This window comes from Flavobacterium olei (assembly GCF_039749035.1).
Taxonomy (GTDB): Bacteria; Bacteroidota; Bacteroidia; order Flavobacteriales; family Flavobacteriaceae; genus Flavobacterium; species Flavobacterium olei.
This window is the reverse complement of record NZ_JBDKWC010000007.1, coordinates 213,588-233,383: the sequence shown is the minus strand read 5'-3', so window position 1 is coordinate 233,383 and position 19,796 is coordinate 213,588. Positions and strand designations below refer to the sequence as shown.

Here is a 19,796-nt window from a genome sequence, read left to right as displayed (position 1 = left end):
ATAACAACACAACTCTTATGTATAAATTGATAATTCGTCCGATACTTTTTTGGTTTGATCCTGAAGAAGTGCATTACTTTACTTTTTCATTTGTAAAATTCATTTCAAAAATACCTGGCGTTTCCTCACTTATAAGATCAATTTATGAAGTAAAAGATACACGATTAGAAAGAGAAGTTTTCGGAATTAAATTTAAAAATCCTGTCGGACTTGCTGCAGGTTTTGATAAAGATGCCAAGTTATATAAAGAGTTAAGTGATTTTGGTTTTGGTTTTATCGAAATAGGAACTGTTACACCTTTCGGACAGGAAGGTAATCCTAAGAAACGATTATTTCGCTTAAAAGAAGATCATGCAATTATCAACCGAATGGGGTTTAATAATGGCGGAGTTCTCGAAGCTGTTGAACGTTTAAAAAAGAATTCAGGCGTCTTAATAGGAGGAAATATCGGAAAGAATAAAGTAACAGATAACGAAGATGCAGTTAAGGATTACATCATTTGTTTTGATGCACTTTTTAATCATGTTGATTATTTTGTCGTAAATGTAAGTTCTCCTAATACGCCTAATTTGAGAGCTTTGCAAGATAAAGAACCTTTGACCGCTTTATTGCAGACATTGCAAAACAGAAATGTTGAAAAACAAAAAACAAGCACTCAGAAAGTAAAACCGATTTTATTGAAAATTGCTCCGGATTTAACTGACGAGCAATTATTAGATATTATTGATATTATAAAAACAACTCAAATTGCGGGTGTAATTGCCACTAATACAACAATTTCAAGAGACGGACTTCAATCTGTTAACCAGTCAGAAACAGGAGGTTTGTCCGGAAAACCATTAACCAAACGTTCTACAGAGGTAATTCGTTTTCTTTCTGAAAAAAGTAACAAAGCTTTTCCAATTATTGGAGTGGGAGGAATTCATTCTGCAGATGATGCAATTGAAAAACTAAATGCAGGAGCCAGTTTAGTGCAGTTGTATACCGGTTTTATTTATGAAGGTCCTGCTTTGATAAAGGCAATTAATAAAAAGCTTTTAGGGCAACTGTAAAAGCGCCTGAAGTATAAAACCAATTCCTATTGCAATTCCGAAACTAATCAGGGTTCCGATCATGACATATTCGGTCAGTTTTCTGTCTTTGGCTTCTTTTAAATCTCCGAACCTAAAAATAGATTTGGCTGCCAGAAGAAATCCTACGGCTTCAAAATGAGCCGTTAATATAAACAGAACAACCAGCAGACGTTCTAAAATGCCAATGTAGTTACCTGCACTGGCCAGCGAATTATCCTTATGACTGTCCTGACTTTCGGGACTCCAGATCGATATTATGGTTTTAATAAAAATGGAGGAAGGTTTTGTTACGAGTAAAAATCCGGTTAGTAAAATCCAGAATTCGTTATTAATCCAAAAAGGAATTATAACGGTGTTTTGATATAGAAGTACGACGCCTGCTAAAATTAAAACATGAGCAATCTGGTCGACAACAAACCAGGTACGTTTTGTAGTGTCTTTTTGAAAGTTGAGTTTAATTAAATCTACGATACCGTGCGTTATGGCAATTAAGATGGCATATGGAATAAAACTGATCTCTCCCGCCAGAATTGCAGCTAAAACTCCGTGAAGAAAAATATGCACATATAAATAAATACTTTTATGTTTTTTAATTTCTTTATGGGCCACCCATGAATTAGGCTGCCAGATAAAATCTCCAAGTAAATGGGCAAGAAGCAGTTTTATAAATAAAATCATGAGACTCTAAGTTGTTTTATTTGTGTTCTAAAATATCGATCTAACTGCAGCACCAAATCAAACTGGGCCCGTTTTTGCCTTCTGCTTACCGCAGCCTGGTTAATGCCTAATTTTCGTCCTAAATCCTCTTGCGATACTGTCGGATTTTCAATTGCAGTGGCCACAAATTCTGCCGATTGTACAAGCCAGCTATCCATAAAAGTAAGAGCCAGTTGTAACATTAAATTCAGTTTTTCGTCAAAATCCTTATCACCGGTTCGTAGGGCTAAAGTAACTTTCTGTTTTTTTAAAGTTTCAAACAATTCACCGGAATTAATAAAAGCGGAACCATTACTTTCAGAAATTTTTTCGGCATTATGGGTTTTATCTCCAAAGCCAATACTCATTCTTGCGTCTGATTTCATTGCGCGTAAATGGGCTTTTACCAAAATAGCGGTCAATAAGGCATCTTCGGGATTTTTAACTTCAATCTGAAATTCATCCCCACGATACACTTCCCATTCAATTGGTGTTTTACCCAATGGAGCAAGTATTTTTTTTAAATCCTCGACCCAATGTGCAGATTCCTGTTTTCTTGATCCGATAATATCTCCTGTAATGATGCTGGTCATAATCAAATATAATTAAAAAATAATAAACTTTCTATTACAAATATAAGTAATTAAATTTTTTATTACGCTTTTAGGTAATATTTTGTTTTATTACCTATTTTGGTAATGTAAAGTGCTATTACAATATATTGTAATAATTGTTTCAACTAAAATTATTTTTTATATCTATAAAAAAGAAACTAACTTAGCCATTACAAAAGAGTAAGCTTTGCGTAAAGAAATCAAAATTATTGAATGTCCCAGAGATGCTATGCAGGGGATTCGGGATTATATTCCCACAAAAAATAAAGTTTCCTATATACAGGCCTTGCTTCGCGTAGGGTTTGATACAATCGATTTTGGAAGTTTTGTTTCCCCAAAAGCTATTCCGCAAATGCAGGATACCGCTGCCGTTCTGGAACAACTTGATTTATCTCAGACAACCAGTAAATTACTTTCTATTATTGCTAATACGCAAGGAGCAGTAACCGCTGCAGATTATGCCCAAATACAATATTTAGGTTTTCCATTTTCTATCTCCGAAAATTTTCAAATGCGTAATACGCACAAAACTATTGCGCAGTCTTTAATAACACTTGAAGAAATTCTGGAAGTAGCCGATAAAAAAAATAAAGAAGTAGTGACGTATCTCTCAATGGGCTTTGGTAATCCTTACGGCGATCCGTGGAATGTGCAGATAGTAGGGGAGTGGACAGAGAAATTGTCCGGAATGGGTGTCAGGATTTTATCGCTTTCCGATACCGTGGGAACGTCAACACCTGAAGTTATTACGTATTTGTTTTCAGAATTAATTCCTAAATATAAAAATATTGAGTTTGGCGCACATCTGCACACAACGCCAGAAAGCTGGTTCGAAAAAATAGATGCAGCAGCCAAGGCGGGATGTACGCGTTTTGATGGCGCTATCCAGGGTTTCGGTGGTTGTCCAATGGCAACAGATAAATTAACGGGAAATATGCCAACAGAAAAACTGATTTCATATTTTACAGCCCATAAAAAAAATACAGAATTAAATTCTCTAAGCTTTGAAAGCGCCTATAACGAAGCTTCCAAATTGTTTCAAAAGTTTCATTAAAAAAGATATATTTTCTTACCTTTGATGATGATTGTAAACATTTCGCGTTACATTTAGTATTCAGATAAATATTGATATGAAATCAAGCCCTCCCCATAAAATAGTCAGCTTAATGCTTTTTGCTTTTTTATTTTTCTCCTGTTCGAGCGATTTAGATTTCGATCAGATTAATGATCTTAAACTGGAGCCGGCCGTAGTGGCAAATCTGGCGTATTTTGATATTCCTGCCAACAAACTTATAGACGATGGCGAAAATCACGTAATATCTGATATAAGAGGATTTGATGTTTTTAAAGATAAATTTTTTACCAATCGCTTACAGAAGGCAGAATTTAATTTTGAAATAGAAAATACGATCAATCGCACTTTTGTAGTAAATCTGCTTTTGCTAAATGCAGATAATCAGGTTTTAGAAACTATATCGTACACCGTTCCGGCTTACACAAGCGGTACTAATATTATTAAATATCCAACAGAAGTTTTTGAAAATCAGCGTTTAGAGCTTTTAAAGCAAACTGTAAACATTGGTTTTGTTGTCATGATTGCTTCCGGAGATCCTTTAAATAATGCAAGCATAGGAAACCTCAAATTAAGATCAAGTGCAACAGCTTATTTAATAATAGGATGAGAAAAGTATATCTAATTCTCAGCTTCATCATTCAGCTCTCCTGTTTGTCTCAAAATAAAGAAGTGCTGTATAACTTTACCTCTGTCCCGCAATCTTTACTAGTAAATCCGGGAGCCGATGTATCGTATAAATTTTATTTTGGTTTCCCTGTCTTATCCGGAATTTCAGCGAATTTGGGTTCAAACAGCTTCTCGGCTTATGATCTCTTTGCGGATAATGGTGTAGACTTTAACCAAAAAGTTAGAAATGTAATTGGTAAAACTTCTGCAAATGACAAAGTAGTAACCAATCAGCAACTGGAAATATTTTCAGGAGGATTCAGAATTGGCGGAAGAGAAAGCCGTTCGTATATATCATTTGGTTTGTATCAGGAATTTGACTTTTTCATGTTTGTTCCTAAAGATCCTGCCTTATTAGCTTTAAATGGAAACAAGAATTATATCGGAAAATCTTTTAATCTGGGTGATCTGAGTATGAAAGCTGAGGTTTTATCGGTCTGGCATGTCGGATTTCATAAAAAAGTAAATGAAAAACTCGTGTACGGAGGACGTGCTAAAATTTATTCGAGTGGCGCCAATGCAACTTCTACCAAAAACTCGGGTTATATTTATACAGCTGAAAGTGCAAATCCTAATTTTTACAATCAGACTATTTCATCAAATTTAGAACTTAAAACTTCAGGAATTTCTAAGTTTACCAAAGATGAATATGACGGAAATGTAGTCAGTGATATCGTCAATAATACTTTCCTAAACGGAAGCTTAGGACTCGGAGTCGATGCCGGTATTACCTATTATTTTAAAGACAATTTACAATTTACCGCCAGTATAATAGACTTAGGCTTTGTCAGACAAACCAAAGATATTGAAACCCTAACTTATAAAGGAACATACAGATACGACGGTGCCAATCCGGATTTTATGGGAAATGATGATCCGGAAAACGTTTTTGATGAATTTGAAAAAGCCATTCCGCGAGACACACTTTATAATAAATACACCACCTGGAGACCGACAAAGTTTTATTCATCAATGCAATATTCATTTGGCGAAGCCCGCCCCGACGATGCTTGCAATTGTCGCGGTACGAGCGATAAATATTATAAAAATGCAGTAGGAGGGCAGCTCTTCCTCATGTCGGCGCCACGATCTCCACTGGTTGCACTAACGGCATTTTATAAAAGAAATATTTTCAAGAAATTAGATTTTAAAGCAACATACACCGTTGATACATTTTCCAGTACAAACATTGGTCTGGGACTTGCCGGCACAATCGGTTCGGTCAATCTCTACGCAATGGTAAATAATGTATTAGAATACAGGGATTTATCAAAAGCCAATAGCGCGGGCTTTCAACTCGGAATCAATTTTGTTTTTCAGGATAAACGAGAGTAGAATCTATTTTCAGCTGTAGATTTCAGGCAATCGGGCCAAAACACTTTCTTCAGGATTTAAAAAGAGCTTCCGTTCGTGGCATTTTTAAATCAGAAAAAATGTTTTTTGTCTTTTCGTGGCTTTCCATTTCCATCTGGTCTGTAAATTCAGGTTTGCAGTTCAAATTCCCTTTTTCAGCAAGAGATTAAATAATTTTAATTTATATTTTTCAACACCAAATATTTAAATGAGCAACTTAGTTTCGTTGTTAAAACATTAAATTTATTTGTCCGTTTTTTCGGCTAAATATAAATTTATGAATAGGTTAGTATTCAAGTTAGCAATTTAATCACTATATTTGCACGCAATTCAACTAGAAATTGCAACATGATAGCACACAACTCCAAGATTATCGGCGAAGGTTTAACTTACGACGATGTATTATTAGTACCTAACTACTCGAATGTGCTTCCCCGCGAAGTGAGTATCAAATCAAAATTCTCAAGAAACATTACTTTAAACGTTCCGATTGTATCTGCTGCTATGGATACAGTTACAGAAAGTGCAATGGCAATCGCTATGGCACAGGAAGGCGGAATTGGTGTTTTACATAAAAATATGACAATCGAACAACAAGCCGGAAAAGTTCGAAAAGTAAAACGTGCAGAAGCCGGAATGATTATCGATCCGGTAACTTTACCATTATCTTCCACTATTGCAGATGCAAAAAATGCAATGAAGGAATTCGGAATCGGCGGAATCCCAATCGTTGACGAAAATAAAATCTTAAAAGGAATTGTAACCAATCGCGATTTACGTTTTGAGAAAAACGGAGCAAGACCAATTGTCGAGGTTATGACAAAAGAAAATTTAGTAACTGTTGCCGAAGGAACTTCTCTAGAGCAGGCAGAAGTGGTTCTCCAAGGTCATAAAATCGAAAAATTACCGGTTGTAAACGATAAAAACGAATTAGTTGGCCTAATTACCTTTAGAGATATTACAAAATTAACTCAAAAACCAATCGCTAACAAAGACAGTTTTGGTCGTTTAAGAGTGGCGGCTGCAATTGGAGTTACGGGAGACGCAGTACAAAGAGCAGAAGCTTTAGTAAATGCGGGTGTTGATGCAATTATTATTGATACAGCGCACGGACATACCGAAGGTGTTGTAAACACACTAAAAGAAGTAAAATCTAAATTCCCTCAAATAGATGTTATTGTTGGAAATATCGCAACACCGGAAGCTGCCAAATATTTGGTAGAAAATGGTGCAGATGGTGTAAAAGTTGGAATCGGACCGGGTTCTATTTGTACAACCCGTATTGTTGCAGGTGTTGGTTTTCCTCAGTTTTCTGCAGTTCTGGAAGTAGCTGCAGCTATTAAAGGAACAGGAGTTCCTGTAATTGCAGACGGTGGAATTCGCTACACTGGAGATATTCCTAAAGCAATCGCTGCGGGTGCCGACTGTGTCATGTTAGGTTCATTATTGGCCGGAACAAAAGAATCTCCTGGTGAAACTATTATTTTTGAAGGAAGAAAATTTAAATCCTATCGTGGAATGGGTTCTGTTGAAGCCATGCAAACAGGGTCTAAGGATCGTTATTTCCAGGATGTTGAAGACGACGTTAAAAAATTAGTTCCGGAAGGAATTGTGGGTCGTGTTCCTTACAAAGGAGAATTAAACGAAAGCATGCTTCAGTTCATTGGCGGTCTTCGCGCTGGAATGGGGTATTGTGGTTCAAAAGATATTCCAACTTTACAGGAATCCGGGCGTTTTGTAAGAATTACATCAAGCGGAATCACTGAAAGTCATCCACATAATGTTACGATTACAAAAGAAGCTCCAAATTATTCCAGATAATTAGTATTTCTATTATATAAAAAAGGCGTTAGATTTAGTTACGCCTTTTTTTATTTTATTTAGTAATTCCGGCAGTTTGTTTGATCTTGCTTATAGACTTTAATTTAATTCCCAATTCATCTTGTTTCACATTAAACAACAGCTCTAAATCTAAACTGTTCTCAGAGGCATAGTTATTCGGAATATCGTAAATTAATTTTCCCGTTCCTGTACCGGAAGCCGTGATATTGTTAAGACTTTCAGAGCTAACATTAGCAGTGTAGGCCTGAGTAATGTCAAAGTAGGCGTTGGTGCCTGTTATATTTTTTAATTTATAAATGGTAGTGATCATCATATCAATATTCAGTGCTCCAACCGGAATGTTGATTGGACTTTCCTGAGAAAAAGATTCTCCGATTTTTAATTTTTTTTCCGGAAGGGCAATCTGCGCAAATGAACTTTGTACAGTTTGGAATATACTGTTTTTAAAAGTCTCATCCATATCCTTTGCCACGATTGAATCTAATTTTGGAAGACCTGATACAGAGCCTTTTCCGTAAATTAGAGTACCTTTTGGAATTATAGTATTTCCATTCGTATCTAAAGTTTTCAGATATTCTATTACAACAGGGAAATTTCCCTCAGCATTAGTTTTACCAGTCTTTAACACTGATTCCACCAAACTTGTATTTTTGGTAATAGTTGGATTTTTAACACCACTATCTGTTATAGTTTTGATCAGCTCATCAGAACCTTCATAAGTAAGTTCATATTCTGACGAACTTGCCATAGTTTGATTGTAGTTGGTCTGTGGTTTAAAATGTATTTTAAAATCTAAAATTTGATTTGACTGACCGTAGTTTAAATAAGAAATAGAAGTGAAAAGAAGGAAGAAAAGCTTTTTCATGGATTTTGTATGATTTTTTCTCTAACTAAAGTAATAATTTAAAACGACTTTATGGCCCTAAGACAGTTTTCTTTAAATAGGAAATTCAAAATTTATTTGTACTAAGATCTGCTGTTTAAAATATCCTCGGCTACAATATCAGAATGTAATAAATCTTCCATTTTTTTGGTCATACGTTGCGCTTCTAAAGCGTAATCAAACATCTTTTTTTCGTAGTTGTCAATAGCTTCCTGTATCGTATTAAATTTTCCATTTGTCAGGTTTTCAGTTAAATGGAAGGCATCATATAAGCCCATATTTACCCCTTCTCCGGCAAATGGCGGCATTAAATGAGCTGCATCGCCAACCAGGGTTATATTTGAATGTTGTTTCCACGGTTCCTCCAGTGAAAATAATCGCAAAGGCAGGCCGGAAAAATCTGTCGCAGCGGCAAAGAATTTTTTATAATCTTCTCCCCAGTTTTTAAAAGTTTCATTCAAAAAAGAAATCACAGATTGGTCCTCTTCAAATTCTATTCCATGATTCGAAATCCAGTTCTCATCCGCTTTAAATGAAACTCCAAAATGTATAGAACCATCACGCATGGTGTGTGTATAAAACATTTTCTGTTCTCCCATTGCCATCGCATTTCCATTTCCGAATTTCAGTTTAAATTCAGGATAATCCAGATCCGGATTTGTAATTTCTCCCTGTATTATATAAGTTCCCGAGAGCTTTGGTTCCTGATCGGTCACAAATTTTCTTGCGTTCGAACGGCCACCGTTTGCTACTATAACAAAATCAGCAATTGTTCTGGTTCCATTTTTAAATTCTAAAACATACTGGTCTTCAGTTTTTTCAATATTAGTTAACTGACTGTCCCACACCACTGTATTCTCTTCAAGATGATCCAGCATAATTTTCCTTAAATCATTGCGGTCAATTTCCGGACGTGAAAAAGCATTCGTTTCATCCGGCATTTCATCAGAAGTAATATTTCCGTCGATGTCTGCCATTTTTTCTCCGGTTGGTCGGGCATATTTGTAAAATTCCTCCATTAATCCCGCTTTCTGGATCGCGTACTGCCCGGAATCTGAATGTATATCCAGAGTTCCGCCCGAAGTTCTTGCTTCTGCGTTAATGTCCCGCTCGTAAACTGTGACATCGGCACCGTTAATTTGTAGAATTCTGGCAGTCGTAAGACCCACCGGGCCACCACCGATGATGGCAATTTTTTTGTTTTCTATAATGGAAGTTTTCATAGTTTTTGAAATTTACAGGATTGAGTTTAATATTGAAATAGAATTTATTTGAACGGTTACGGAGTCAAAGCTTTTAAAACAAGATTAAAAGCTTCATTTTTAATTTGTTCAGTGAACTTAAAAGGTTTTCCCGACATGGATTTTCCTTCTCTGTGAAGTTCCAGAAGAGAGTATAGAGATCCGTAAGCGATGCTCCAAAAAACTTCAAAAGTAACCGGCACAACTTCTTTTTGTTCAATAGCCCTCATCATAAATTGTGACATTGTCTTTTTAAAATCTCCAGTTATTTCGGCTACAATTGCATCGCCATGTGTAGATTGTTTCAGGATTTCAAAACAAATAGCCTGCTGTGTAAAATTTAAAGTAAAGTGAATACGATTTTCCCATTGCTTTTTAAGACCATCTTTAAAAGACATATCTGCAGAAAATCCATCGAGCATTTTATTAAAAAAATCACGGCCAATTTCAATTCCGACTTTTCTAATTAAATCTTCCTTATCAGAATAATAGATGTACAGGGTTGCGACAGAAACGCCACATTCCTTAGCCAGACGGTTCATTCCGAAACCTTCTACGCCTTGCGAAACAATCATTTCGATGGCTTTTTGTTTTACAATTTCTTCTTTATTTAAATCTCTTGTTCTCATAATTTATGATAATTATGATGCAAAGATATAAATAATAAATGAACGTTCGCTTTTTTATGTCTAAAAAATAATTATGTTTTTAAATAAAAAAAGCTCGCAGATATTTCTGCAAGCTTCAAGGAAGATATATTGAGACGCCTTAAATTTCTTTAGGCTGGTTAGATTCTCTTAAATTCTGATTTTCCAGAATTTCTTTTAAAAATGGTTTCGTCTGAGTTTCAATTTCTGACTCCGATATATTTAAAGCTTCAGGATCAGAAGCCAGTTTAAGCCATGGTTTTTTTGGACCGTCAAAATCATAACTGCCGAACACGACTACAGGAGTTCCTTTTACTTTAACGTTTTCTTTGTCTTTCAAAATCCATTCATCGGCAAATTTATAAAGGTATTTTGCATCTTTTTCTAGTAATCTCAAACAAGAATGAGAGGCAGGATAGCCCGGCAATTCGTATTGGTGAAAACCAACGCCAAGTTTATTTTCAATGTTAAAGTTCCATTTTAAATCCCACTCGTCATTAAATGTACTGGTTGTTTTTTCTGCTTTCCAGTTAGTGAAAAATAATCCGGTTGGCGTACGATCTTTCTTTCTACCCATATTTGTAGGTCCGGTATATACGAGTTCACCATTTTCGTATGCTGCGAACGTTTGTGTTGGATAAGAAAACAAAATGATTTTTGAAACTTCCTCCAAAGCCGCAACATGTATAGGAAACGGAAGATAATAAACCAAATCTCCACTAAAATCTGCCGGAACAACGACAGAATCGAGTTTTTTAAAATTGGCTTTATCGGTTCTGTTTAAAGCGTAAACGATATCCATTTTGCTGCTGTCAGCTTCGTTGATCTTTAACCAGTCTTTTGTTTTTGCTATTTGGAAACCAACTGTTTTTGGTTTTTTATATTCGACTACTTTCTTTTTCTCTTTTTTATTTTCTGTCAAGGTTATAGTATCGCTCTTCTTACAAGATCCTAATAAAACTAACGTCAATAATAGTAATGCATTTGCTGTGTAATATAACTTTTTCATAGGTTGTGCTTTTATAAAAACAAAGTTATAGCCAGAGAGCGTAAAATGGCTTACACAATTTTTTCAAATGTTTTCGGGATTTACATTTTAGAAAAAATAATAATTCTATACCAAATCTTTTATTTTAGCATGCTGTAAGAGCATAATAGTTTTAGCATCCGTTATCTCACCGGATTCAATCATGGCAAACGCTTCTTCAAAAGTAAATTCCAGAACTTCAATATTTTCCTGTTCAGCGTCAAGTCCGCCGCCTTCGCTTACTTTCATGCTTTCATTATATTCTCCAACAAAAAGATACAAAATTTCTGTTACAGATCCGGGAGACATATAGGTTTCAATGACTTTTTGCACTTTGCTTAAGCGATAGCCGGTTTCTTCCTCGGTTTCGCGAATAATAGCCTGTTCTGCGTTTTCCTTATCCAAAAGTCCGGCGCAAACTTCAATCATCATTCCGGTTTTATTTCCGTTAAGAAAAGTGGGCAAACGAAATTGCCTCGTCAGAATTACTGTTTTCTTAGAAGAGTTATAGAGTAAAATTCCTGCTCCGTTTCCGCGATCGTAAACTTCACGAATGTGCGATTCGACCGGTTGATTTTCCTTTTTATAATTAAAAGTAACTTTGTTTAAGACATACCAGTTGTCAGATAATAATTTTGTTTCTGTAATTTCTATTTCCGGATTTTTTCTCATAATAATATTTTCATAAAAAAAAAACGCTCTGATAATCAGAGCGTTTCGATGTGTTATTTTGTTATTGTTTGTTTTCTGTCTGGTCCAACCGATACAATTTTGATTGGCACTTCGATTTCTTTCTCAATAAACTCAATATATTCTTTGAGCTCAATTGGTAAGGCATCATAAGTTGTTAAACCTGTTAAGTCTGCTTTCCATCCTTTAAATTCTTTATAAACAGGAGTAACATTTTCCGGTTCAATATTATAAGGAAAATGAGAAATATTTTGTCCTTTGTAATTGTACTCAGTACAAACTTTTAAAGTTTCAAAGCCAGAAAGAACATCACCTTTCATCATCATTAATTGAGTAACCCCATTTACCTGAACGGCATATTTAAGAGCTACTAAGTCCAGCCATCCACAACGTCTTTGCCTTCCGGTTACAGAACCAAATTCATTTCCAACTCTTGCCATTGTAGCACCCACTTCATCAAAAAGTTCAGTTGGAAAAGGTCCGCTGCCCACACGTGTAACGTAAGCTTTAAAAATTCCGTACACTTCTTTGATTTTGTTTGGAGCAATTCCTAAACCTGTACAGGCTCCTGCGGCAGTAGTGTTTGATGAAGTTACGAAAGGATAAGTTCCGAAATCAACATCTAACAATGATCCCTGAGCACCTTCACAAAGAATAGATTTACCTGCTTTTTGAGCCTGGTGCATGTATTCTTCACTATCGATAAAATCTAATTTTTTTAATTCGTCAATTGCTTCAAAGAATTCTTTTTCTAATTCAGCCAAATTATATTGGATAGCAACATCATAAAAAGCAATCATTGCCTCATGTTTGTCTGCCAAAGCTCTGTAGCGTTCTTTGAAATCTTCCAATTCGATATCTCCCACACGTAAACCGTTTCTTCCGGTTTTATCCATATAAGTTGGCCCGATTCCTTTAAGGGTAGAACCAATTTTTGCTTTTCCTTTTGATGCTTCAGAAGCTGCATCCAGCAAGCGGTGTGTTGGTAAAATTAAGTGCGCTTTTCTCGAAATGATTAATTTGCTCTTAATATCAAGGTTAAATTTCTCTAAACCTTCGATTTCTTTTTGAAAAACTACCGGGTCAATTACAACTCCATTACCGATAATATTTATTGAATTTTCATGAAAAATTCCGGAAGGAATTGTTCTTAGCACGTGTTTAATTCCGTCAAATTCTAATGTATGTCCTGCATTTGGTCCTCCCTGAAAGCGGGCAATAATATCATAATTTGAGGTAAGTACGTCAACAATTTTTCCTTTACCTTCGTCTCCCCATTGTAATCCTAGTAATAAATCTACGGTCATTCTGTTTTAATTTGCGTTGGGACAAACAATGCCATCCCACTGATTAATGTAGTTAATTTTCTTTTTATTTTTGAATAATTCCTTTCCGGATTATTGATTTTGTTTTTTGTTTCCGTAGAAATAAAGTGAATGATTCGTAATTTCGATATCAAATATTTCTTCGATAGTTTTTTTGATGGTTTGAATTCTTGGATCACAAAATTCAATTACTTCGCCAGAGTCCGTCATAATAATATGATCGTGCTGTTTATCAAAGTATGATTTTTCGTAGTAAGCCTGATTTTGCCCAAATTGATGTTTTCTAACCAAAGCGCAGTCTAACAATAACTCGATTGTGTTGTAAAGAGTAGCTCTACTCACACGATAGTTTTTGTTTTTCATTTTGATGTATAGGTTTTCTATGTCAAAATGTTCCTCGCTGTCGTAAATTTCCTGAAGTATAGCATAACGCTCAGGAGTTTTGCGATGCCCTTTTTGTTCAAGATACATTGTAAAAACGTTTTTTACAATTTCTTGATTCTTAGTGTTGTCAGTTGAAATGAGTGTCATATCCGGCAAAGATAATTTTTTATTTTTAATCAATAAAAGTTTCGGGTTTAAAGTTTAGTTATAAAACCCTTATAGATAGGTTAAAAAGTTAGGTTCTGTACTCTCTTGTCACTTTATCAACCCCGTCAATTTTCTTAATTGCACTGATCATTTTTTTCAAAATGGTATTATTTTTTACAATAACAGCAATCTGACCATGAAAAATACCGGCATCTGTGCTCAATGAAATGCTCTGGATATTTACACTCATATTATTAGAAATCACTTTAGTCAATTGGTTAGTAAGTCCTAAAACATCCATTCCGGTAATGTTGATAATGGCTTTAAATTCTTCCTGAGAAGAGTCAATCCATTTCGCGCTCATAATTCTATAGGCGTAATTCGACTGCATTCCGATAGCGTTAGGGCAGTCTTTCTTATGAACTTTGATCCCTTCATTAATCGTTACAAAGCCAAAAACTTCGTCGCCGGGAATAGGGTTGCAGCATTGCGAAAGTTTGTAATCCAGTTTATCATGTTCGGTTCCAAAAACCAACATGTCGTAGTTGCTGCTGATAACAGGTTTATGAATATCTTCGGCTGCAGTATTGTCTTTATTTCTTTTAATTTTATTTTTGAAGAAATTGATAAACGAATTTCCTTTCTGCGCCGCATAATCTTTTAACTGCTGATTTTCAATCGCGCCAATTCCAACTCTGTAAAATAAATCTAAACTTGTTTTTAATTTAAAAAAGTTAACTAACTCGTTTGTAACCTGTTCGTTAAATGTAATTTTTAAATGCTTTAATTTTCGAACAAGTAATTCTTTTCCTTCTTCTGCAATCTTTTTTGTGTTCTCGTTAAGAACATTTTTAATTTTGTTTTTAGCTCGTGAAGTCGTTACATATTCCAGCCAGTTTACTGTTGGTTTTTGATTTGGCGATGTTATCACTTCTACCTGATCGCCACTTTTTAATTCGTAGTTTAAAGGTACCAACCGGCCGTTTACCCTTGTTCCGCGGGTTTTAATTCCGATTTCCGAGTGAATGCTAAATGCAAAATCCAATGAAGTTGCCCCTTTCGGAAGCGATTTAATTTCTCCTTTCGGTGTAAAAATGAAAATTTCTTTTGAATATAAATTCATTTTAAAATCTTCAACAAAATCAACCGCATTCGTTTCCGGATTTTCTAATGCTTCACGCAGCAGATTCAGCCATACATCCAGTCCGCTTTCTTCTGTTGCGCCATTTTTATATTTATAATGTGCTGCATAACCTTTTTCGGCAATTTCGTCCATACGTTCGCTTCGTACCTGCACTTCGACCCAGCGCCCTTTTGGTCCCATCACAGTAATGTGAAGCGCCTCATAACCGGTTGACTTTGGAGACGAAATCCAGTCACGCAGTCGGCTCGGACTTGGTCTGTAATGATCTGTTACGATAGAATAGATTTTCCAGGCAATAAATTTTTCCTCATGCGGAGCTGCTTTGTAGACAATTCTAAGGGCAAATTTGTCGTAGACTTCATCAAAAGTCACATTTTGAGCCCTCATTTTTCTACGAATCGAATAAATCGATTTTGGTCTGCCTTTTATCAGATAGTCAATACCTTCTGTATCCAAGGATTTTTTCAAAACGTCTGAAATATCTTTTATATAAGCATCCTGCTCTTCTTTCGTCTCACGGATTTTACCCACAATGTCATTATAAACAGCTGGTTCTGTATATTTTAATCCTAAATCTTCGAGCTTAGTTTTAATATTATACAATCCCAGACGATGGGCGAGAGGAGCATAAATATATAAAGTTTCAGAGGCAATTTTAGTCTGTTTATATTCTGCCATCGAATCCATGGTCTGCATATTATGAAGACGATCGGCTAATTTGATAAGGATAACGCGAACATCATCATTCAGTGTGAGAATCATCTTTCTGAAGTTCTCGGCCTGCATAGAAGCGTTCAAATCTTTTTGAACCAGGGATATTTTCGTCAGGCCTTCGACCAATTGTGCCACTTTGGGATTAAACAAACGTTCGATATCTTCTACCGTAATTGGAGTGTCTTCTACAACATCGTGAAGCAAAGCCGCAGCAATAGAGGTCGCGCCCAGACCAATTTCTGAGGCAACAATTTTTGCAACTGCAATAGGATGAAAGATATACGCCTCGCCCGATTTACGTCTTTGCTCTTTGTGTGCATCAACGGCAACATCAAATGCTTTTCGAATTAATTTTTTGTCGGTTGTATCTAAAGTCTGGTAACTTATTCGAAGTAATTCCTTGTATTCCTGCGCAATAGCTTTATTCTCTTTTTCGATATCTATTTCTGTCATAACGGCATGGTTCAAGTACTAAAAATAAGAATTAGTTACAACATACGCAAGGGGGTTTCATTGTAGATTTCTGATTGTAGTCCCGAAGCTTCGGGATAGATTTTTTCCAATGAAATTTGACTTCTCCCGAAGTCTCGGGACGCTCAGTCTGACAATTAAAAGGAGTAATTTCTTTGTTTAGCAGTCTTAGAAACAATAAACATGGTAAACGTACTGCGATGCGTCTCTACGGAAACCTTTGTCCCTCTGAACTTAGTAGCTCAGAACCTTTGACTAAAATCCTCTCTGTCTTTTAGCTTCAAAAATTAAAATTGCGGCGGCAACAGAAACATTCATGCTGTCGATTTCGCCCTGCATCGGAATTATGATATTCTGCGTTGCAGCGTCACGCCATTCCTGCGTTAAACCTGTTGCCTCTGTTCCCACTACTAAAGCAGTTGGAGTAGTAAAATTTTGGGTATGATACGAAGTCGAATTTTGTAAAGTTGCGCAGTAGAAATCAATTTTGTTTTCTTTTAGAAAAGCAATGATTTCTTCTGTTGTTCCCGTCGCTATTTGTCTCGTAAATATACAACCCACACTGGAACGTACGATGTTCGGATTGTATAAATCACTTTTCGGATTGGCGATTAAAACCGCATCCAGATTTGCAGCATCTGCAGTTCTTAAAATTGCTCCGATATTTCCCGGTTTTTCAGGAGCTTCTGCCACTAAAATTAACGGATTTTCAGATAATTTCAGGTCGGATAATTTCAAAGATTTGGTTTTCGCTACAGCTAAAATTCCTTCTGTCGTATCTCTGTAGGCAAGTTTTTGATAAACTTCTTTGTTAATCTCTATAATTTGAAACGGCGTTTCAATTAGTTTATTGATTTCAGATTCTGAAACTAATTCGGGTAAAAATAAAACGGTTTCAATTTCATAACCTCCTTTAATGGCTAAGGAAATCTCACGTAATCCTTCAATTAAAAACGTTCCGGTTTGTTTCCTGGCTTTCGATTTTTCCTGAAGTAAAACCAAAGATTTTATAAACGGATTTTGAATTGAGGTAATTTGTTTCATTTTTTTTAAGGCTCAAAGTTGCAAAGGGGCAAAGGTACAGAGATTTTTTCTTCCTGCAAGGTCTAAAAACCTTGCAGGTTTGCATATTTTTGAGTTAAAAGATTCTCGCCAATTATTAAAGCATTAACTATTAGATTTAATTAAGGCTAATTAGCGGGAATAATACTTCATGGCAAAAAAAGACTATTTGTCAAAGACTTCAATAATCTCTTTTTCTACCAAATGTGAGGTTTTAAAATCATATCCCATCAATTTTGCCAGCGTTTGTGCAAACTGTTTCTGATACAATTGAGAATTTGTTTGTATTTCGCCTTTTGGGGCAATTTCCGGTCCCATCGCCGCAAACCAAATTTCAGATGCACCGGCCACATTAGCGCCGTGATCTGTCCATTGCGTTTTTACTTTGTCACCGCGTCCATGATCTACAGTTATAAATAGCGTTGTTTTGTTTTTGTATTGTGGGTCATTCTGAACAAAATTCCAAATTTCTCCGATCCATTTATCAACCTGATTTGCTGCATCCAGATACGAACGATATTGTCCGTGATGCGCCCATTCATCGGTTTCTCCGTAAGCGATATATAATACTTTTGGCTTTTTTGTTTTAAGTTCGTCCAATGCTTCAAAATGAGTAAAAACATCCAGACATTCATCTTCATGAAAAGGTTTATAAGAGTTGTCACGCATTTCATTTAATAATTTTTGAGATGCTGTAGGCTTTTTTCCACCTACTTTATCAAAAGCAGAAATGACAGGAAAACCGCTTCTTTCTTCATTCAATATTCTGTCAAAAGCATCCCAGGCGCCAAACGCAGCAACTTTTCCTTTTAATGTAGGTTGTTGATTTAAAAATTCTAAAAGATTAACATTGGGATTGGGTTTGTAGCCGTTTGAATTTACAGCAAGATCAACATTTCCGGTCATAATTTCACTATAACCAGGATAACTAAACCAATACGGATTGGCAACGTCAACTTTATTTCCAAAATCTCTATTGCCATAAATCTGACCTTTAGAAGCAATTTCAGACCAGAAAAAAGGCATTAGTTTTTTACGGGATTCCTTAACATCGGGATTGCCGTATTTTTTATAAATATAAGCACTGTCGCCCTGATTGAATTTTTTGTTGTTTGTAATTTCGGGATCAATTCCTTTAAAAACTTCCTGCCATCGGAAGCCATCTGTGGTAATAATAATGATGTTTTCTGTTTTTTGAGCCTGAGATTGAATAGCTGATAAAATGAATAGAAAGACGATTAATTTTTTCATTTCTTATCTGTTTTAGTTTTTACAATCAAAAATGATATTTATTTCAAAACTAAAAGATTAATAGTAATAGTCACTCAGCGATTGCATAATATAACCATAAGTTAATAAAGCAAATGCTACAAAATTCCGCGCGATTTAATTTCCAGATATTTATTTATGGCATCCAGAGTCAGGTTTTCAGGCTGCGTTAAAACAGAATGGATTCCGTATTTTTTAAGTTCATTGACAATTAACCGTTTTTCGAACATGAATTTCTCGGCGATAACCTTATCATAAACTTCCTGGATCGTGGTTGTTTTTTTATTGATAATGCCGTTTAATTCGGTATTACTAAAGAAAACAACAACCAATAAATGACTTTTTGCAATTCCTTTTAAATAAGGTAATTGACGATTTAAACCGTCCATAGTTTCAAAATTCGTATACAGAATAATTAAACTTCGCTGATTGATATTTTTTTTAATATCAGCATACAGTCGGCTGTAATCACTTTCAAAAAAATCGGTTTTCACATTGTATAAGGTCTCAAGGATTTTCTGCATCTGAGAAGCTCTTCTTTCTGCAAAAACTCTGTTTTCTACTTTTTTAGAAAAAGAAAAAAGACCTGCTTTATCTTGTTTTTTAAGAATCACATTCGATAAAACCAAAGCCGAATTAATGGCATAATCCAGCAAACTTAATCCGTCAAAAGGCATTTGCATAACACGCCCTTTGTCGATTGCCATATAAACCGATTGCGATTTTTCGTCCTGAAACTGATTGACCATCAGGGAATTTCTCTTTGCCGTCGCTTTCCAGTTTAATGTTCTTAAATCGTCGCCCTGAACATATTCCTTAATTTGTTCAAATTCCATCGTGTGACCAATCCGGCGTATTTTTTTAATTCCGTATTGAAATAAGGTGTTTGAAAAAGCGATTAAATCGTATTTTCTTAATTGAATGTAAGAAGGATAAGTTGGAACCATTTGATTTTTATCGAAAGAAAATCTTCTCGAAATCAATCTTAAAGGGGACGAAACATATACATTTAATGCTCCAAAATGATATTCTCCCCGTTCTGTCGGTCGAAGGTCGTATCCAATTTCTTTTTGCGATGCCTCTTTTATCGTTTTTACAATTTTAAAATCGCGGATCTGAAACTGAACCGGAATTTCATCAATTATTTTAACCGAAATAGTAAAATTATAATGGTTTTTTAAATTGATCTTTATCGGATTTAAATCTCCATTTGATAATTTTTCAGGTGCAATTCGCTCCGCTTCAAGTCCCGTTCTGGCAAAATATAAAAGTAGAATATCAAGTAAGGAAAAAGTCCCCAGGCCTAAGACAATCAGCCAAACCGCATTGTACATATTTGGAAAGATGAAAGCGCAGATAAATAATCCTATAATGCCCATAAGCACATAGAAAAAGAAATTATTCAGATATAGACTTTTTATAAATTTCACTGTTTTATAGTTTCAGATTTCAGGTTACAATTTTTCGACCATT

Annotated in this window: 18 protein-coding genes; 5 read left to right on the top strand and 13 right to left on the bottom strand. The window is 35.4% G+C overall.

From position 1 onward, the window contains the following. Positions 1–17 precede the first annotated feature (17 nt). A complete protein-coding gene (locus ABEB31_RS18930; RefSeq protein WP_347053224.1) occupies positions 18–1,052 on the top strand; it encodes a quinone-dependent dihydroorotate dehydrogenase in 1,035 nt (344 codons plus the stop codon). Here ABEB31_RS18930 and ABEB31_RS18925 read toward each other — a convergent pair. Further along, positions 1,038–1,751, bottom strand: coding sequence for a DUF3307 domain-containing protein (locus ABEB31_RS18925; protein ID WP_347053223.1), 714 nt, complete (start codon positions 1,749–1,751; stop codon positions 1,038–1,040). The two genes, ABEB31_RS18930 and ABEB31_RS18925, sit on opposite strands and share 15 nt — an antisense overlap. After that, on the bottom strand, positions 1,748–2,362 hold the full coding sequence (locus ABEB31_RS18920) for a hypothetical protein (protein WP_347053222.1): 615 nt from the start codon (positions 2,360–2,362) through the stop codon (positions 1,748–1,750). The genes ABEB31_RS18925 and ABEB31_RS18920 overlap by 4 nt, the downstream gene beginning before the upstream one ends. Positions 2,363–2,570: 208 nt before the next feature. On the opposite strand from ABEB31_RS18920, the gene ABEB31_RS18915 reads away from it, so the two are divergent. The 4 genes from ABEB31_RS18915 to guaB all read left to right on the top strand — a co-directional run bounded on the left by ABEB31_RS18915 (position 2,571) and on the right by guaB (position 7,298). Further along, positions 2,571–3,437 (top strand): beta/alpha barrel domain-containing protein, encoded by an 867-nt coding sequence (locus ABEB31_RS18915; RefSeq protein ID WP_347053221.1) that lies wholly within the window; start codon positions 2,571–2,573, stop codon positions 3,435–3,437. 76 nt (positions 3,438–3,513) lie between these two features. Further along, a complete protein-coding gene (locus ABEB31_RS18910; RefSeq protein ID WP_347053220.1) occupies positions 3,514–4,065 on the top strand; it encodes a hypothetical protein in 552 nt (183 codons plus the stop codon). Next, positions 4,062–5,459 carry a DUF5723 family protein gene (locus tag ABEB31_RS18905; RefSeq protein WP_347053219.1) on the top strand — a complete coding sequence of 466 codons (1,398 nt, stop codon included), beginning with the start codon at positions 4,062–4,064 and terminating at the stop codon, positions 5,457–5,459. Before ABEB31_RS18910 ends, ABEB31_RS18905 begins: the two co-directional genes overlap by 4 nt. Before the next feature lie 366 nt (positions 5,460–5,825). Then, positions 5,826–7,298, top strand: coding sequence for an IMP dehydrogenase (guaB, locus tag ABEB31_RS18900; protein WP_347053218.1), 1,473 nt, complete (start codon positions 5,826–5,828; stop codon positions 7,296–7,298). A gap of 55 nt (positions 7,299–7,353) precedes the next feature. Here the strand turns inward: guaB and ABEB31_RS18895 are convergent, their stop codons facing one another. The 11 genes from ABEB31_RS18895 to ABEB31_RS18845 all read right to left on the bottom strand — a co-directional run bounded on the left by ABEB31_RS18895 (position 7,354) and on the right by ABEB31_RS18845 (position 19,753). After that, positions 7,354–8,184, bottom strand: a complete 831-nt coding sequence (locus ABEB31_RS18895) for a hypothetical protein (protein WP_347053217.1) — start codon at positions 8,182–8,184, stop codon at positions 7,354–7,356. A gap of 101 nt (positions 8,185–8,285) precedes the next feature. Further along, entirely contained in the window at positions 8,286–9,425 is a 1,140-nt protein-coding gene (locus tag ABEB31_RS18890; RefSeq protein WP_347053216.1) for an FAD-dependent oxidoreductase, read from the bottom strand. Between the two features lie 56 nt (positions 9,426–9,481). Next, on the bottom strand, positions 9,482–10,072 hold the full coding sequence (locus tag ABEB31_RS18885) for a TetR/AcrR family transcriptional regulator (RefSeq protein ID WP_347053215.1): 591 nt from the start codon (positions 10,070–10,072) through the stop codon (positions 9,482–9,484). 139 nt (positions 10,073–10,211) lie between these two features. Further along, positions 10,212–11,099 (bottom strand): L,D-transpeptidase, encoded by an 888-nt coding sequence (locus ABEB31_RS18880; protein WP_347053214.1) that lies wholly within the window; start codon positions 11,097–11,099, stop codon positions 10,212–10,214. A 105-nt stretch (positions 11,100–11,204) separates the two neighbouring features. Then, positions 11,205–11,789 carry an NUDIX domain-containing protein gene (locus ABEB31_RS18875; protein ID WP_347053213.1) on the bottom strand — a complete coding sequence of 195 codons (585 nt, stop codon included), beginning with the start codon at positions 11,787–11,789 and terminating at the stop codon, positions 11,205–11,207. 53 nt (positions 11,790–11,842) lie between these two features. Then, positions 11,843–13,114, bottom strand: coding sequence for an adenylosuccinate synthase (locus tag ABEB31_RS18870; RefSeq protein WP_347053212.1), 1,272 nt, complete (start codon positions 13,112–13,114; stop codon positions 11,843–11,845). Between the two features lie 90 nt (positions 13,115–13,204). Further along, entirely contained in the window at positions 13,205–13,663 is a 459-nt protein-coding gene (locus ABEB31_RS18865; protein WP_031453777.1) for a Fur family transcriptional regulator, read from the bottom strand. An 88-nt stretch (positions 13,664–13,751) separates the two neighbouring features. Further along, a complete protein-coding gene (locus ABEB31_RS18860) occupies positions 13,752–15,974 on the bottom strand; it encodes a RelA/SpoT family protein (RefSeq protein WP_347053211.1) in 2,223 nt (740 codons plus the stop codon). A 273-nt stretch (positions 15,975–16,247) separates the two neighbouring features. Further along, positions 16,248–17,036, bottom strand: a complete 789-nt coding sequence (locus ABEB31_RS18855; protein WP_347053210.1) for a TrmH family RNA methyltransferase — start codon at positions 17,034–17,036, stop codon at positions 16,248–16,250. 183 nt (positions 17,037–17,219) lie between these two features. Beyond that, complete coding sequence (locus ABEB31_RS18850; RefSeq protein ID WP_347053209.1) at positions 17,220–18,305, bottom strand: phosphoglyceromutase; 1,086 nt, start codon at positions 18,303–18,305, stop codon at positions 17,220–17,222. 116 nt (positions 18,306–18,421) lie between these two features. Continuing rightward, entirely contained in the window at positions 18,422–19,753 is a 1,332-nt protein-coding gene (locus tag ABEB31_RS18845) for a DUF58 domain-containing protein (protein ID WP_430408235.1), read from the bottom strand. Positions 19,754–19,796: the final 43 nt, after the last annotated feature.

Coding starts and splice junctions, on each gene's coding strand:
- ABEB31_RS18930 (WP_347053224.1), top strand. CDS start 18: ATGTATAAATTGATAATTCGTCCGATACTTTTTTGGTTTGATCCTGAA.
- ABEB31_RS18925 (WP_347053223.1), bottom strand. CDS start 1,751: ATGATTTTATTTATAAAACTGCTTCTTGCCCATTTACTTGGAGATTTT.
- ABEB31_RS18920 (WP_347053222.1), bottom strand. CDS start 2,362: ATGACCAGCATCATTACAGGAGATATTATCGGATCAAGAAAACAGGAA.
- ABEB31_RS18910 (WP_347053220.1), top strand. CDS start 3,514: ATGAAATCAAGCCCTCCCCATAAAATAGTCAGCTTAATGCTTTTTGCT.
- ABEB31_RS18905 (WP_347053219.1), top strand. CDS start 4,062: ATGAGAAAAGTATATCTAATTCTCAGCTTCATCATTCAGCTCTCCTGT.
- guaB (WP_347053218.1), top strand. CDS start 5,826: ATGATAGCACACAACTCCAAGATTATCGGCGAAGGTTTAACTTACGAC.
- ABEB31_RS18895 (WP_347053217.1), bottom strand. CDS start 8,184: ATGAAAAAGCTTTTCTTCCTTCTTTTCACTTCTATTTCTTATTTAAAC.
- ABEB31_RS18890 (WP_347053216.1), bottom strand. CDS start 9,425: ATGAAAACTTCCATTATAGAAAACAAAAAAATTGCCATCATCGGTGGT.
- ABEB31_RS18885 (WP_347053215.1), bottom strand. CDS start 10,072: ATGAGAACAAGAGATTTAAATAAAGAAGAAATTGTAAAACAAAAAGCC.
- ABEB31_RS18880 (WP_347053214.1), bottom strand. CDS start 11,099: ATGAAAAAGTTATATTACACAGCAAATGCATTACTATTATTGACGTTA.
- ABEB31_RS18875 (WP_347053213.1), bottom strand. CDS start 11,789: ATGAGAAAAAATCCGGAAATAGAAATTACAGAAACAAAATTATTATCT.
- ABEB31_RS18870 (WP_347053212.1), bottom strand. CDS start 13,114: ATGACCGTAGATTTATTACTAGGATTACAATGGGGAGACGAAGGTAAA.
- ABEB31_RS18865 (WP_031453777.1), bottom strand. CDS start 13,663: ATGACACTCATTTCAACTGACAACACTAAGAATCAAGAAATTGTAAAA.
- ABEB31_RS18860 (WP_347053211.1), bottom strand. CDS start 15,974: ATGACAGAAATAGATATCGAAAAAGAGAATAAAGCTATTGCGCAGGAA.
- ABEB31_RS18855 (WP_347053210.1), bottom strand. CDS start 17,036: ATGAAACAAATTACCTCAATTCAAAATCCGTTTATAAAATCTTTGGTT.
- ABEB31_RS18850 (WP_347053209.1), bottom strand. CDS start 18,305: ATGAAAAAATTAATCGTCTTTCTATTCATTTTATCAGCTATTCAATCT.